Source organism: Vibrio sp. B1REV9, assembly GCF_905175395.2.
Classification (GTDB): Bacteria; Pseudomonadota; Gammaproteobacteria; order Enterobacterales; family Vibrionaceae; genus Vibrio; species Vibrio alfacsensis.
This window is the reverse complement of record NZ_HG992745.1, coordinates 1,044,280-1,058,749: the sequence shown is the minus strand read 5'-3', so window position 1 is coordinate 1,058,749 and position 14,470 is coordinate 1,044,280. Positions and strand designations below refer to the sequence as shown.

Annotated in this window: 12 protein-coding genes and 10 tRNA genes; 4 read left to right on the top strand and 18 right to left on the bottom strand. The window is 43.8% G+C overall.

What is annotated here, in order from left to right; genetic code table 11:
- Positions 1-110: 110 nt before the first annotated feature.
- Complete coding sequence (locus KHN78_RS10510) at positions 111-749, bottom strand: helix-turn-helix transcriptional regulator (RefSeq protein ID WP_211915988.1); 639 nt, start codon at positions 747-749, stop codon at positions 111-113.
- Positions 750-1,313: 564 nt separating this feature from the next.
- On the opposite strand from KHN78_RS10510, the gene KHN78_RS10505 reads away from it, so the two are divergent.
- From KHN78_RS10505 to KHN78_RS10490, 4 genes are read left to right on the top strand one after another with little or no spacing between them, the layout of a single operon-like run.
- Complete coding sequence (locus tag KHN78_RS10505) at positions 1,314-2,618, top strand: hypothetical protein (RefSeq protein ID WP_211915987.1); 1,305 nt, start codon at positions 1,314-1,316, stop codon at positions 2,616-2,618.
- A gap of 22 nt (positions 2,619-2,640) precedes the next feature.
- Positions 2,641-2,970 (top strand): carbon storage regulator, encoded by a 330-nt coding sequence (locus KHN78_RS10500; RefSeq protein WP_128810198.1) that lies wholly within the window; start codon positions 2,641-2,643, stop codon positions 2,968-2,970.
- A gap of 5 nt (positions 2,971-2,975) precedes the next feature.
- Complete coding sequence (locus tag KHN78_RS10495) at positions 2,976-3,665, top strand: C39 family peptidase (RefSeq protein WP_211915986.1); 690 nt, start codon at positions 2,976-2,978, stop codon at positions 3,663-3,665.
- A gap of 23 nt (positions 3,666-3,688) precedes the next feature.
- Entirely contained in the window at positions 3,689-4,255 is a 567-nt protein-coding gene (locus KHN78_RS10490; protein ID WP_223917778.1) for a hypothetical protein, read from the top strand.
- A gap of 239 nt (positions 4,256-4,494) precedes the next feature.
- On the opposite strand, the gene KHN78_RS10485 is transcribed toward KHN78_RS10490, so the two are convergent.
- From KHN78_RS10485 to pncC, 17 genes are all read right to left on the bottom strand, one after another.
- Positions 4,495-5,490 (bottom strand): transporter, encoded by a 996-nt coding sequence (locus KHN78_RS10485; RefSeq protein WP_211915985.1) that lies wholly within the window; start codon positions 5,488-5,490, stop codon positions 4,495-4,497.
- 271 nt (positions 5,491-5,761) lie between these two features.
- Positions 5,762-5,838 (bottom strand) — tRNA-Arg (locus tag KHN78_RS10480).
- A 78-nt stretch (positions 5,839-5,916) separates the two neighbouring features.
- Positions 5,917-5,993, bottom strand: a tRNA-Arg gene (locus KHN78_RS10475).
- Between the two features lie 82 nt (positions 5,994-6,075).
- Positions 6,076-6,152 (bottom strand) — tRNA-Arg (locus KHN78_RS10470).
- Between the two features lie 79 nt (positions 6,153-6,231).
- Positions 6,232-6,308: transfer RNA gene (locus tag KHN78_RS10465), tRNA-Arg, on the bottom strand.
- Positions 6,309-6,387: 79 nt separating this feature from the next.
- Positions 6,388-6,464 (bottom strand) — tRNA-Arg (locus KHN78_RS10460).
- Between the two features lie 78 nt (positions 6,465-6,542).
- Positions 6,543-6,619: transfer RNA gene (locus tag KHN78_RS10455), tRNA-Arg, on the bottom strand.
- Positions 6,620-6,677: 58 nt separating this feature from the next.
- Positions 6,678-6,754 (bottom strand) — tRNA-Arg (locus KHN78_RS10450).
- A gap of 85 nt (positions 6,755-6,839) precedes the next feature.
- Positions 6,840-6,931, bottom strand: a tRNA-Ser gene (locus KHN78_RS10445).
- A 29-nt stretch (positions 6,932-6,960) separates the two neighbouring features.
- Positions 6,961-7,037: transfer RNA gene (locus KHN78_RS10440), tRNA-Arg, on the bottom strand.
- Between the two features lie 37 nt (positions 7,038-7,074).
- Positions 7,075-7,166: transfer RNA gene (locus KHN78_RS10435), tRNA-Ser, on the bottom strand.
- A gap of 418 nt (positions 7,167-7,584) precedes the next feature.
- Entirely contained in the window at positions 7,585-7,782 is a 198-nt protein-coding gene (gene csrA / locus KHN78_RS10430) for a carbon storage regulator CsrA (RefSeq protein ID WP_004415691.1), read from the bottom strand.
- A 92-nt stretch (positions 7,783-7,874) separates the two neighbouring features.
- Positions 7,875-9,062 carry an aspartate kinase gene (locus KHN78_RS10425; protein ID WP_211915984.1) on the bottom strand — a complete coding sequence of 396 codons (1,188 nt, stop codon included), beginning with the start codon at positions 9,060-9,062 and terminating at the stop codon, positions 7,875-7,877.
- A gap of 199 nt (positions 9,063-9,261) precedes the next feature.
- A complete protein-coding gene (gene alaS / locus KHN78_RS10420) occupies positions 9,262-11,859 on the bottom strand; it encodes an alanine--tRNA ligase (RefSeq protein ID WP_211915983.1) in 2,598 nt (865 codons plus the stop codon).
- Positions 11,860-12,001: 142 nt separating this feature from the next.
- A complete protein-coding gene (gene recX / locus KHN78_RS10415; protein ID WP_211915982.1) occupies positions 12,002-12,469 on the bottom strand; it encodes a recombination regulator RecX in 468 nt (155 codons plus the stop codon).
- A 206-nt stretch (positions 12,470-12,675) separates the two neighbouring features.
- Positions 12,676-13,719 (bottom strand): recombinase RecA, encoded by a 1,044-nt coding sequence (gene recA / locus KHN78_RS10410; protein ID WP_211915981.1) that lies wholly within the window; start codon positions 13,717-13,719, stop codon positions 12,676-12,678.
- Between the two features lie 199 nt (positions 13,720-13,918).
- On the bottom strand, positions 13,919-14,401 hold the full coding sequence (gene pncC / locus KHN78_RS10405; RefSeq protein WP_211915980.1) for a nicotinamide-nucleotide amidase: 483 nt from the start codon (positions 14,399-14,401) through the stop codon (positions 13,919-13,921).
- Positions 14,402-14,470: the final 69 nt, after the last annotated feature.

Sequence of the window (14,470 nt, the reverse complement as noted above, 5' to 3'; positions counted from 1 at the left end):
AAAATTCTCCTCTCAATGAAATAGAATAATAGTTCCATTTAATGCTACATGACTAATTACGCATTGAATAAACCTCTCCCCTCGATTACCCACTGTTTTAAACACATTCACTAGGTAGTTAGCCCTCCATTCATTCTAGCCATCTTGATAGCATCATGCCGTGAATGAACATCGAGCTTTTTGTATAGTTTATAAATATGACTTTTAACCGTACTCTCAGACAGAAACAATTGCGAAGCGATTTGCTGATTCGAAATACCGTAGGCGAGCAATTCCAAAATCTGCCTTTCACGGCTAGTTAAATCATCATGATGACATTCCATCGCGACATTTGAATGACGATAGTTATTGATCAGTGTCTCTAAGTAACTTCTCGGTAACCAAAGGCCCCCTTTAAAAATATACCCCACACTTTCACTGATGTGCGCAACGGATGCGTCACGCAATAAAATGCCCTTTAGTAATTTCCAACGCAGTAACTGGTTATCTACTTGGTCACTTGGTACGTTATGGATCATCAATGGCCAACCAAAGAGATCAAAATCTGGTAGACAATTTGTAGATTCCAATTGCAGCATATAATCGTAATCGATAAACACTAAATCCACGTTCATACTGTGGCTACGAAACACCGCTTCTTGTGGCAAACAAATTGTTATTTTCACTTCGCTTATTGATGAAAGCTGCTTCGCAATCAAACTGGTTTGTAAGTTATTTTCTGCAAGTAGGAGAAGGTATTTTGTTCCCATGTATCCTCCATCTTGTCGGCACTTTTACTGCTCCCTCCAAGCACCGAACATTACGTTTATGTTTTAACCATAATAGAAATCAATAGATGAAATATAGCACCTCAGTCTGACTTTATAACAAGGAAACAACGAAGAGATACATTAGAAAGGCCTACCGTATTCCTTTCCACAATCAGTCAATCTCATGCTTTTAGCCACTAAACCCTTGTTATAAATAAGGGCTTTTTCTGAACCAAACGCCGCAGCCACAAATGCGTATAACACAGATTGCTAAAAGGCTAGCAACGTACGTACTTTTTCAACCTTTTTACCGTTCAAAACTCATACTCGAAGCATTCTTAACCAAACCCACTTACCTAACTTGATGACTATAAAACGCTTTCATATATGGGAGAAATACAACCCAACCTTATTCAATCAACGGAGCAGTGAGTTTTCTCATTATTGAGAAACTGCCTGGTGATCTTATTCCTATACTTCCAGCGCTTCCAAGCCAAAAGAGGCAGCAAGAAGTTTACATGCAGTCATTTTTAAACAGGAACACAGGAAACGGAGTGATCAATTATGACGCTTAACAAGACAGGGCTTGCTATCGCAATGTCGGCGATTTTATTGAGTGGTAATGCATTAGCTAACAATGATGTCGATGATGGCAAAAATAACAATCAGTGGGATGACAGTGCTAACACGCTTTCAGTCACTGATAGCATGAATGACAACAGTAACAATAGTGACAATAGCAATAACAGTGACAACAGCGATAACAGCAATATGCAGTCGATAGGTCTTGCTGATAGCTTTAATGACAACAGCGACAATAGTGCTAGTAATGCTAATGACAACAGCAATAACAGCGATAACTCAAATGCGAGTACTAACGCTAGTTACAATGACAATAGCGCTACTGCTGCTAACGACAATAGCAATAATAGCGACAACTCAAATGCAAGTACTAATGCGAGCTACAACGACAACAGTACGAGCAACGCAAATGACAACAGCACTCATAATGCTAACGACAACAGCAACACCCAATCACTAGGCCTTGCTGATAGCTTCAACGATAATAGTGACAACAGCAATAACAGTGATAACAGTAACAATAGCGACAACTCTAACGCGAGTACGAATGGTAGTTACAACGACAACAGCACTCACAATGCTAATGACAACAGTACGAGTAATGCCAATGACAATTCAAATTCGAGTATGAATACTGCTAACAGTTACAACGATAACAGCACTAGCAACGCGAATGACAACAGCAACAATAGTGACAACAGTAACAATAGTGACAACAGTAACAATAGCGACAACTCAAATTCGAGTATGAATACTGCTAACAGTTACAACGACAACAGCACTAGTAACGCCAATGACAACAGTAATAACAGTGATAACTCGAACTCGAGTGTGAACACTGCTACAGCTAATAGTCATAACGATAACAGTAACAACAGTGACAACAGTGATAACAGCGACAACAGTATCGCTAGTAGCTTTAACGACAACAGCGACAACAGCGATAACAGCGATAACAGTGACAACAGTGACAATAGCATCGCGAATAGCTTCAACGACAATAGCGATAACAGCAATTCAAGCACTAACACTGCGAATAGCTTTAACACGCTAGAAATCGACACTGATATGGTCGTTGCAAACTCTGAAGTGATGGGCTCTGTTAGTTCAACGTCGGTTAACTACTCAGCAATGGACAAAGATTCTACTGTTCGTGTTGATAATGTGAATAACCTAGGCGGTATGGGTAGCGCAGCGGGTATTACCACTGTGGCACAAAGCGCTGGCGGTAATGCACTGATTCAACAATCTGTAGCAACCAATGCGAGTGTCTTTACTGGCGACTAATGAGCATTATTAGGAGAAAGCGATGCGTTTGGCACTGTGTACCTTGGGTATGATAATTGCCGTTTCCGCCAACGCTGATGAGATAACGTTGTCTGACGAAAGTGTTAGCCTCGAAACAATGAGTGAAGCAAGAGGTGGTCAACATGTCGATATCGATCTTGACCTTGTCTATGCAGAATCAGATGTTTATGGGATATCGTCAGATAACGTCGCCAATAACACCATTAGCGGAAATAATATTTTATCTCCAGGTGCGTTCGCAGACAGTTCAGGGATATCGAGCGTGATTCAAAATACTGGGAATAACGTACTTATCCAGAACTCAACCGTCGTTAACCTGACACTCAAGTAAATACTATGAAATTAGTTCATAACCTCACTTGGCTGATGCTGGCAATTTCAGCATCGGCCAGTGCTTTAGAGTTTCTTCCTCATAGAGCGCATTACTCTGTGCCCGTAAAGAGCTACAAAGAAATTGTGTTTGGAGATGTGTTTCGTCAACAGTACGACTTCAGTTGTGGCTCGGCTGCACTGGCTTCATTGTTGACTTACCACTATAAAGCACCATCTACGGAAGAGCAGATTTTTCAAAGTATGTACGACAGAGGTGATAAAGAAAAAATCAAAGAAAAAGGATTCTCCCTTCTTGATATGAAAGTCCATCTTGCTTCTCTCGGTCTAAATTCTGACGGTTTTCAGATTGGGTTAGAGAAGATAAAAAAGCTTGGGGTGCCCGGCATCACATTGGTGAACTTTGACGGCTACATGCATTTTGTCGTGATCAGGGGGATGAATAATGACTCTGTTATATTGGGCGATCCCTCTCGGGGCACAATGGTCATGAAAATCGATCAATTTGAAAAATACTACCAAGGCATTGTGCTATTAGTTAGAAATGAAGCAGAAATCGGGCGAACCAGTTTTATCACTGACGATGAGTTTTCAATTTACCATTCACCACCACTGGGAAACGGTATCGAACGTGGAGCTTTAGGTGTATTCAGTAATTCTCTACCTATTGACGGTGAGAACTTTAACTATAGATAGGCAAACATCGGAGGTAGATGGGCATGAGCTTAATAAAAGTAACGCTGGTACTTATCACCGCTATGTTAAGTTTATTGACTAAAGCAGATAGCTTATCGATTGACGCACTCAAGCCTGTGACAAACGAGGCTTTATCTCAATATCGCGGCGGCTTTAAAATTGCAGACGACTACGTGATCAATATTGGCCTGAGCATCTCAACAACGATCAATGGTGAAAGTCTATTGAATACCACCATCGCGAACTTAGTCATCGAAAATGGCAACCTTACCAATATCCACGCCATAAATGGTTCTGGTTCGATCAACAGCGAACAATTTGATCAAGGTATCGTAAATATCATTCAATTTGGCGATGGCAATCTTATTGGTGACAGTACATCGAATAGTCCTGATATGTCTGCCCCACAGAGTCCTACCATTATCAGCTCTGAACTTATCAACTCAAGCATCATTAACATCATTCAAAACACCACCGATAACAGCGTAATCGGATTAAATACACTTGTTGATATAGATGCCCAAGTCAGTGGTGTAATGCAGCAAATTCGAAATAATCAGCGACTAGAAGATGCCTTACTCAACCACTGAATAAATCAAAATCACTGAACAAATGGGAATAATAGCGATAATTTATTCTCTGCGACAAATCAAGCTTTCGACTTCGACCCCCGTTCATCCTCAGACGATGGGCAACAAGCTAACCTTTCTTCATTGCTACCTTTCTTTATCTTCGCATCCACGTTCACAGGCCCTAATATGTAAGATGTCAACATGTGAGATGTCAGTGCCGTATTCATAGCCATTTTGATATCGCAGCATTCCCTGCCCTAAAGGTTGTACGGAACTCGGATCGTCAACTGAAAATCTGGCGTGTCTTCGGTTAATCCCGCTTGAGCACTCACATTAATTGACGTTTGTTTGTTGAAGGCATAGTTAACACCAAACGTGAATGAGTCGAGTTGAAGCAATTTTGCTTCATCCGACGTTGACCCGTTTATTTTACTTTTTAAGATCGTTTTATGACTCAATCCTAGAGAAAAAGACAAACTAGGATTAACAGAAAACCCCATCCCTCCGGATAGTGAAATGGTATCACCAAGGTCGATATCAGCCTTGGAATCACCTATCGACACCGTATCCTTTAATGTATAAATATAACTAACATTAGCAAACAACACGGCGGGTGCGGTTGGATAGATCATCGTCACACTGGGCTCAAAGCTCCAAAAACCGGAGCCAGTTGGCACGTCACTGAACGAATTACTACCTTGATCTATGGATACTTCATAAGGGGAACGGCCAGTATCCGACTTAACTCGAAAGCCACCAATCCAATAAGGGGCGCTTTCAAAATTAAATTGGTGACGTATCGCGAATTCGAGATCCCCTAACCCACCACCATCAATCGTCGTGTTAATCACATCATCATTGGAACCATCTTGAATCGGACGGACTGAAAGCTGATCATTGCGATAAACATACGGTAATCTAAATTCCAGCTCAGTCGCATTAGTAAGACCATAACGAGTCGTCAAACCAAAGGTCATCGTCGTTCGATCAGCATCACTCACTTCAATACGCCCAACAATCAGCGTTGGCAACACGGTATAACCAACCACAGAGACCTTATTTGAGGAGTTTTGCGTATAGTTGAATGATGAATCGAATGACCACGTTCCTTTCGGCGTAAGCACGCCAGGACGGTCTATGACGTCCCCAACCGTTTGTGCTCGTTGTGGTACGTCATCCCCTTCGGCAGCAGAGGCCACTTGAGCCACACATAACATTCCTAACGCACCACTCGTCAATATCTTACCTATCATTGAAGCATCCTTTCTTAATGGTAGTGATTCCCAAGTAACCTTGGGGTGCAGGGTATATAAACGATTAGGTCAATTTTCTTTATTTCGCAATGTGTTGGCATGAATAACTGCGGTTTTCTTAGAACAAAAGCATTGAGAAAAGGCGAATTACATCCAAAGTAGATATCCATCAAAATTCGGCCACAAAGAAAGCGTAGGGAGAGAGAACAAAAACTAAATTTGAAGAAGGCAGATACAAAAAAGCCTCGCAATAAGCGAGGCTTTTAATAAGTGGCGCGTCCTGGAGGATTCGAACCTCCGACCGCCTGGTTCGTAGCCAGGTACTCTATCCAGCTGAGCTAAGGACGCGCAGTTTTCGATATCAACCTTGTTTAACACTAGTATCAATATCAGGATTCCTTTCGTATAAGAAGAAACCCTAAAGAGTGGCGCGTCCTGGAGGATTCGAACCTCCGACCGCCTGGTTCGTAGCCAGGTACTCTATCCAGCTGAGCTAAGGACGCGCAGTTTTCGACATCAACCTTGTTTAACAACAAGATTCATCAATATCAGGATTCCTATCGTATAAGAAGAAACCCTAAAGAGTGGCGCGTCCTGGAGGATTCGAACCTCCGACCGCCTGGTTCGTAGCCAGGTACTCTATCCAGCTGAGCTAAGGACGCGCAGTTTTCGACATCAACCTTGTTTAACAACAAGCATCAATATCAGGATTCCTATCGTATAAGAAGAAACCCTAAAGAGTGGCGCGTCCTGGAGGATTCGAACCTCCGACCGCCTGGTTCGTAGCCAGGTACTCTATCCAGCTGAGCTAAGGACGCGCAGTTTTCGACATCAACCTTATTTAACAACAAGTATCAATATCAGGATTCCTATCGTATAAGAAGAAACCCTAAAGAGTGGCGCGTCCTGGAGGATTCGAACCTCCGACCGCCTGGTTCGTAGCCAGGTACTCTATCCAGCTGAGCTAAGGACGCGCAGTTTTCGATATCAACCTTGTTTAACACAAGTATCAATATCAGGATTCCTATCGTATAAGAAGAAACCCTAAAGAGTGGCGCGTCCTGGAGGATTCGAACCTCCGACCGCCTGGTTCGTAGCCAGGTACTCTATCCAGCTGAGCTAAGGACGCGCAATAATCTTTATATTTTACTTTGTATAACCCGTTTATCAAACGAATTATTAAATAGTGGCGCGTCCTGGAGGATTCGAACCTCCGACCGCCTGGTTCGTAGCCAGGTACTCTATCCAGCTGAGCTAAGGACGCGCAGTTCTTCTTGCTAAAGAAGCTGTGAAGCATATCACATTTTATTTCTTACGAAACAAAAAAAGGCCAATGGCCAATCAATGAATGGCGGTGAAGGAGGGATTCGAACCCTCGATACGGGATAAACCGTATACTCCCTTAGCAGGGGAGCGCCTTCAGCCTCTCGGCCACCTCACCGTTTTCATTGTTATATCTCCGAAGAGATATGGCGCGTCCTGGAGGATTCGAACCTCCGACCGCCTGGTTCGTAGCCAGGTACTCTATCCAGCTGAGCTAAGGACGCACATTTTTTTTGTGTTGATTTCTCAACGTTGCAAGAGTGGCGGTGAAGGAGGGATTCGAACCCTCGATACGGGATAAACCGTATACTCCCTTAGCAGGGGAGCGCCTTCAGCCTCTCGGCCACCTCACCGTCTTGCGGAGGCACATATTACGTTTTACCGAAAATATGTCAAACACTTTCTTTGAAAAAAAACGCAAAAATCGTTTAAGCGTTGAGGTTTTAATCAAAGTGATCATAAAACAAACTTTATCACTCTATTGTGATGAAAAAAAGAGAGTCTTCTCTTAAAAAATAACATTAATTCCCAAGTATCTGCGAACAACACAATTCAACGAAATTCTATTAAAAATTATCTAGGCCAAACCGCTTTCAGTTTCTTGGCGCTTAGATCGGGGAGCTCCCCCAACCCAAAATATCGCTCTCAGTTCACAAATTGCAAAACCAAAAACCAAAAACCAAAAACCAAAAACCAAAAACCAAAAACCAAAAAGGCTAGCCCATTGGCTAGCCTTTTACATTCAAACTAAGCTCTATATCTAGGAGCGGCTTAGTAGTTACCAGAAGCAACGTTACCATTGCCCTTTTCAGCTTGAATGCGCATGTAGATTTCTTCACGGTGAACAGAAACCTCTTTCGGAGCGTTAACACCGATACGCACTTGGTTACCTTTAACGCCTAGTACAGTTACAGTAACTTCATCACCAATCATAAGTGTTTCGCCTACACGGCGAGTCAAAATTAGCATTCTTTGCTCCTTGAGTAATCTCTAAATTTTCTTGCTACTAAGCTATTATCCAACAAAAGTTATATTTTCGTAAACTACCTTGTTACGGAAAATTAGCCTAAAAAGGCATGTTTTTGCTGAATCTTCAATACTTCACTGGATGAAATGTAAGCATCATGAAGAATATTTGCTGCTGAGTCCACATTTTCAGGAGATAAGACCAGCATCATAGTGAGTGCTTCTACTGCACAGAAATTGACGATAATATCTCGCTGTGCTAACAAATCACGAGCATGTTCTACCATTCCATTGGCTTCTAGCCCGACTGCAGTAAGCATGCTTACCACTTCACTATTACGGATTTTGTCGCTGAACACCAGATCCAACTTGGCACATGCATCTTGTTTTATCATGATACCTGTTCGTTCTGTTTCATCGATCACATTCCAAATGTCGATTCCTAACATTTGACATTGTTTTGTCACGCTAGATAAATGTTCATTATCAACTTCAATAAAGGCAAGATCTCGTTGGATTGCGATACCAGAGATCGCATGATGACCAGATTCACCTTTAACTAAGCTACCGTCATTGACATCAAATGTTGACAGTACGCGTAAAGGAACGTTGTTTTTCCACGCATACTGAACAGAGGGTAAATGTAGGACTTTCGCACCACGACTCGCCATTGCTTCCATTGATGGAAAGTCAATCACTGGCATTTTTTGCGCGTTTTCTACGACTCGCGGATCACAAGTATAAATCCCATCAACGTCGGTAAAAATTTGGCATTCATCCGCGTTCAATGCACCTGCCAATGTGACGGCACTCGTATCCGAACCGCCCCGCCCCAATGTGGTGATATCTCCGTTTTCATTCACACCTTGGAAGCCCGCTACGATAACAATTTGGTCTTGCTCAAGCAGTTCCAAAATTGCGGTTGTATCAATGTGAGTAATCGTAGCTTCATTGTGATGATTATCCGTCACAATGTTTGCTTGAGCTCCGGTGAGTGAGCGTGCCGCACAGCCTAGCTTATTGAGAGCCATCGCCAACAGTGCCATAGAAACCTGCTCGCCAGCAGCTAGTAATACATCAAGCTCACGAGCTGTTGGAACGCTATCTACTTGCATCGCGAGATCCATCAAGCGATTTGTTTCACCTGACATAGCAGATACAACAACGACAACTTGATTGCCATCATTCTTTGCTTTAATGATGTGTTCTGCAACCTGATGGATTCTTTCAATTGAACCGACTGAGGTTCCACCAAATTTTTGCACGATAAGGGGCTTTTTCACCTGTTTTCACCTTCCCAAGATCAAAGTCTCATTCAGACTACTCATACTCTATTGAGCTAATGATATAAGCAGTCGTTGCAACAAAAACCAAATCACATCGGTAACTTGGTCAAGATAACGTCAATTAAACCACTTGGTTCCAAAAAAAAATTACGCTCAATCAAACAAGCTTGATTGAGCGTAAATTATGTTTAAATGATTATAGACGTTCTTCTAACCAAGGCTGAACAGACTGAATCGCTTGCGGTAGTGCAGCAACATCTGTACCACCCGCTTGCGCCATATCTGGGCGACCACCGCCTTTACCGCCAACTTGCTCAGCAACCATCTTAACTAGGTCACCCGCTTTCACTTTGCCGATTAGGTCTTTCGTCACACCAGCGATCAAGCCGATCTTGTCATCGTTCACGTTTGCAAGAAGGATAACGCCGCTGCCTACTTGGTTTTTGATGTCATCAACCATAGTACGTAGGTTCTTGTTATCCGCGCCTTCTAGAGCTGCGATCAGTACTTTAGTACCGTTGATGTCCTGAACTTTGCCCATGATGTTTGCGCTTTCTGCTGCAGCCATCTTGTCTTTCAATTTTTGGATTTCTTTCTCTAGAGATTTCGCTTTCTGTGCTGATTCAGCCAGTTTCTCTTCGTACTTAGCCGCTTGAGCTTCGATTGCGTCTAGCGCACCTTCACCCGTTACCGCTTCGATACGACGAATACCTGCTGCAATACCGCCTTCAGAGACGATCTTGAATAGACCGATGTCACCAGTGTTTGAAGCGTGGATACCACCACAAAGCTCTGTTGAGAAGTCGCCCATTGATAGTACGCGAACTTCGTCATCGTACTTCTCACCAAACAATGCCATTGCGCCTTTCTTCTTAGCAGACTCAATGTCCATCACATTAGTTTCAATCTTATGGTTGCGACGAATTTGAGCATTCACTAGGCGCTCAACTTCTTTTAGTTCTGCCGCCGTTACTGCTTCTAGGTGAGAGAAGTCAAAACGCAGGCCGTCAGCTTTTACTAGCGAGCCTTTCTGCGTAACGTGCTCACCAAGCAATTGGCGAAGTGCTGCATGCAGCAAGTGCGTTGCTGAGTGGTTTAGAGAGATAGCTGCGCGACGCTCAGCGTCAACGATCGTTGCGACTTCGTCACCCTTCGCTAGAACGCCCTCCGCCATCACACCGTGGTGCGCAATCGCATTGCCTAGCTTGTGCGTGTCTTGTACGCGGAACACGCCAGACTCAGTGCGGATCTCACCAGCGTCGCCACATTGACCGCCTGACTCTGCGTAGAATGGAGTTTCACCCAGTACGATGATGGCTTTATCGCCTGCAGATAGTGAATCGACTTCATTACCTTCAACGAACATCGCTGCGACTGAGCTAGAACCTTTAGTCCCAGTGTAACCACAGAATTCTGTTTGCGTATCAACTTTGATTGCAGCGTTGTAGTCAGTACCGAAGTTACCTGCTTCACGCGCACGTTGACGCTGCTCTTCCATCGCTTTCTCGAAACCTTCTTCGTCGATAGCGAACTCACGCTCACGTGCAACGTCGTTAGTTAGGTCAGCAGGGAAGCCGTAAGTGTCGTAAAGTTTGAATACGGTTTCGCCGTCGAGTACTTTACCGTCCGTTCCTTGCGAAGAAATGCTATCTAATGCTTCATTTAGAATCGCCATACCGCGTTCAAGTGTACGACCGAAGTTTTCTTCTTCGATACGCAGTACTTTTTCAACCACAGCTTGTTGACGCTTCAGCTCTTCACCAGCCGTACCCATGATATCTGCTAGTACACCAACCAATTTATGGAAGAATGCACCTTGTGCGCCCAGCTTGTTACCGTGACGAACCGCACGACGGATGATACGACGTAGAACGTAACCACGACCTTCGTTTGAAGGCATAACGCCATCAACGATCAGGAATGAACATGAACGGATGTGGTCAGCAATAACGCGTAGCGATTGGTTTGATAGGTCTTCATAGCCAATCGTTTCAGCTGCTGCTTTGATCAGCGCTTGGAACACGTCGATTTCGTAGTTAGAGTGAACGCCCTGCATGATCGCAGAGATACGCTCAATACCCATACCGGTATCTACAGACGGTTTTGGTAGCGGCTCCATCGTGCCATCAGCATGACGGTTGAACTGCATGAATACGTTGTTCCAGATCTCGATGAAACGGTCACCATCTTCTTCAGGAGTACCAGGGCGACCACCCCAGATGTGCTCACCGTGATCATAGAAGATTTCAGTACATGGACCACAAGGACCAGTGTCCCCCATTTGCCAGAAGTTATCTGACTCGAATGGCTTACCACCTTTCTTATCGCCAATGCGGATAATTCGGTCTGCAGGAACACCTACTTTTTGGTTCCAGATATCGAATGCTTCGTCATCTGTTTCGTAAATTGTTACTAGTAGACGGTCTGCTGGCAGCTTAAGCGTTTCTGTTAGGAATTCCCAAGCAAAAGCAATGGCGTCTTCTTTGAAGTAATCGCCAAAGCTGAAGTTGCCTAGCATTTCAAAGAACGTGTGGTGACGAGCTGTGAAACCAACGTTTTCCAGGTCATTGTGCTTACCACCAGCACGTACACAACGTTGAGCCGTAGTTGCTCGAGTGTAGGCGCGTTTTTCCAAGCCTAGGAAGCAATCTTTAAATTGGTTCATACCTGCGTTTGTGAACAGCAGTGTTGGGTCGTTATGTGGAACTAACGATGAACTTTCTACGATTTGGTGTCCTTTGCTTTCAAAGAACTTGAGGAACGCGTTACGAACCTCGTCAGTGCTCATGTACATGCAGCTCTTCCTGAAAATAGTCGAGTTAGAATTTTGCCGTATTGTAGATCATGCAATCAGCTACGACTAGTTTTCTTGCGGAAAAGAGGAGCTAGAAGAAAAAATTTGAAGCAAAACAAAAATCAGCGTGAACCATTCATCGCTAATCTTCGTCCTCAAAGCTCAGTGCATAGCTGATTTGGTCAAAACTGTAGCCACGATATTGCATAAATCGCACCTGTTTAGCGTACTCTTTCTGGTCTTTGGCTTTGATTCCTTTAAATTTCTTCTCAGCTGCCATTCTTGCTAGTTCAAACCAGTCCTGCGGCTCTTCTGCCATCGCCATATCAATGATCGATTCCGCGACACGTTTTTGATTAAGCTCTTGACGAATGCGGCGCTCACCGTGACCTTTATAAACATGTTGACGTACTTGGCTTTTGGCATAACGCAGGTCATCCAAATAATTATGGTCGAGACAAAAATTAATGGCCGCGTCAATGTCTGTCTCTTCATAACCCTTTAGAGCCAACTTTTGGTATAACTCGTATTGCCCATGGTCTCGACGGCCCAATAATTGGATAGCCGCCTCTTTACTAGATAGAGTCGGCGCTTGACGCTTTTGGTACATGATGATCCTAAAACTGTTTTTGCTGTACAGGCTCTATAACAATCGTAGTAAATAACCGTTCACTCTAGCTTGCTAAGGGCGCTAGTTCTGATCGCTTGCCTACCCTAATTGATATGAATCTACCCTTTGTTTTTCGATTTTGATTTCAGCAGATACAACAAAGCCCCGCATAGCAGGGCTTTGTTCAATATGATTCAATCAGAAGATTAAAACTCTTCTTCTTGCTCTGATTTTTCATCTGATTCTGGCGCATCAGGGAGTGCCGGAGAAAGCAGCATTTCACGAAGTTTGGTATCGATAGTCTTAGCAATCTCAGGGTTTTCACGTAGGAAGTTACAAGAGTTCGCTTTACCTTGACCAATCTTATCACCGTTATAGCTGTACCAAGCACCTGCTTTCTCTACTAGCTTGTGCTTCACGCCTAGGTCGATCAATTCACCTTCGCGGTTGAAACCCTGACCGTACATGATTTGCGTGTTTGCTTCTTTAAACGGGGCAGCAATCTTGTTCTTAACCACTTTGATGCGAGTTTCGTTACCAACAACCTCATCACCTTCTTTGATTGCACCAGTACGACGAATATCTAGACGAACAGAAGCGTAGAACTTAAGTGCGTTACCACCCGTGGTCGTCTCTGGGTTACCAAACATCACACCAATCTTCATACGAATTTGGTTGATGAAGATACACATACAATTAGACTGTTTTAGGTTACCTGTAAGCTTACGCATTGCTTGAGAAAGCATACGAGCTTGAAGGCCCATGTGGCTGTCGCCCATTTCACCTTCAATTTCTGCTTTTGGTGTCAGTGCGGCTACTGAATCGACAACCATAACGTCGATAGCACCAGAACGTGCCAGTGCGTCACAGATTTCTAGCGCTTGCTCACCCGTATCTGGCTGAGAAACTAACAGTGCGTCGATATCAACACCAAGCTTCTTCGCGTATACAGGGTCTAGCGCGTGCTCTGCATCGATAAACGCACAAGTTTTACCCTCACGTTGTGCAGCAGCAATAAGCTCTAGTGTTAATGTTGTTTTACCTGAAGATTCTGGACCGTAGATTTCTACGATACGACCCATTGGCAGGCCACCAGCACCCAAAGCGATATCAAGAGAAAGAGAACCCGTTGAAATGGTTTCTACGTCCATTGTGCGGTTGTCGCCAAGACGCATGATAGAGCCTTTACCGAATTGCTTTTCAATTTGACCTAGCGCAGCGGCGAGCGCTTTCTGTTTGTTCTCGTCCATTACTTTCTCCGATTTATTCATCTTCTTTGGGCGATGAATCGTAATTCATTTTTCTTAAGCAGAAGAACTGCTCAGCAATGAAAGTTATTATACTGTTGATTCATACAGTGTCCATACCTGTATGAAAAAAATTGGCTTACACAAAGCAACGATTTGCTCTAGCCCTTATCAACGTTGGGCTAAGGCAAATTGAGAAATTTTAACTAAGATGCTGATGCAGTTGAGTCAGTGCATGTTCCACTGCTTTTTTGCGAACTTGTGCACGATCACCAGTAAAATACATAGTTTCAACCAGTTGCCAACTTTGATTGTCAGCGAAAGCAAAGCAGACCGTCCCTACGGGTTTCTCTATACTGCCGCCACTTGGCCCAGCGATCCCACTGATCGAGACCCCGATCGTTGCATTCGAGTTTTTCAACGCACCATGAACCATTTCAATCACAACAGGTTCGCTCACAGCACCATAGGCTGCTAATGTTGAAGCTTGCACACCCAGCATTTCTATTTTTGCTTCATTGCTGTAAGTCACGAATGCACGATCTAACCAAGCTGAACTACCTGCAATATCGGTAATCGCAGTGGCAACCCCACCGCCAGTACACGATTCTGCCGTGGTTAGCACGTGAGAATACTTAGTCAGCAACGCCCCTAAATCTGCACTCAATTTTGTGGTTCTTTCCATCGTCAAAATGCCCTTTGTCTCTTTTTACTTGATAGGGTTTCACGTATCCTAAGCCGCTACGGAAATAAA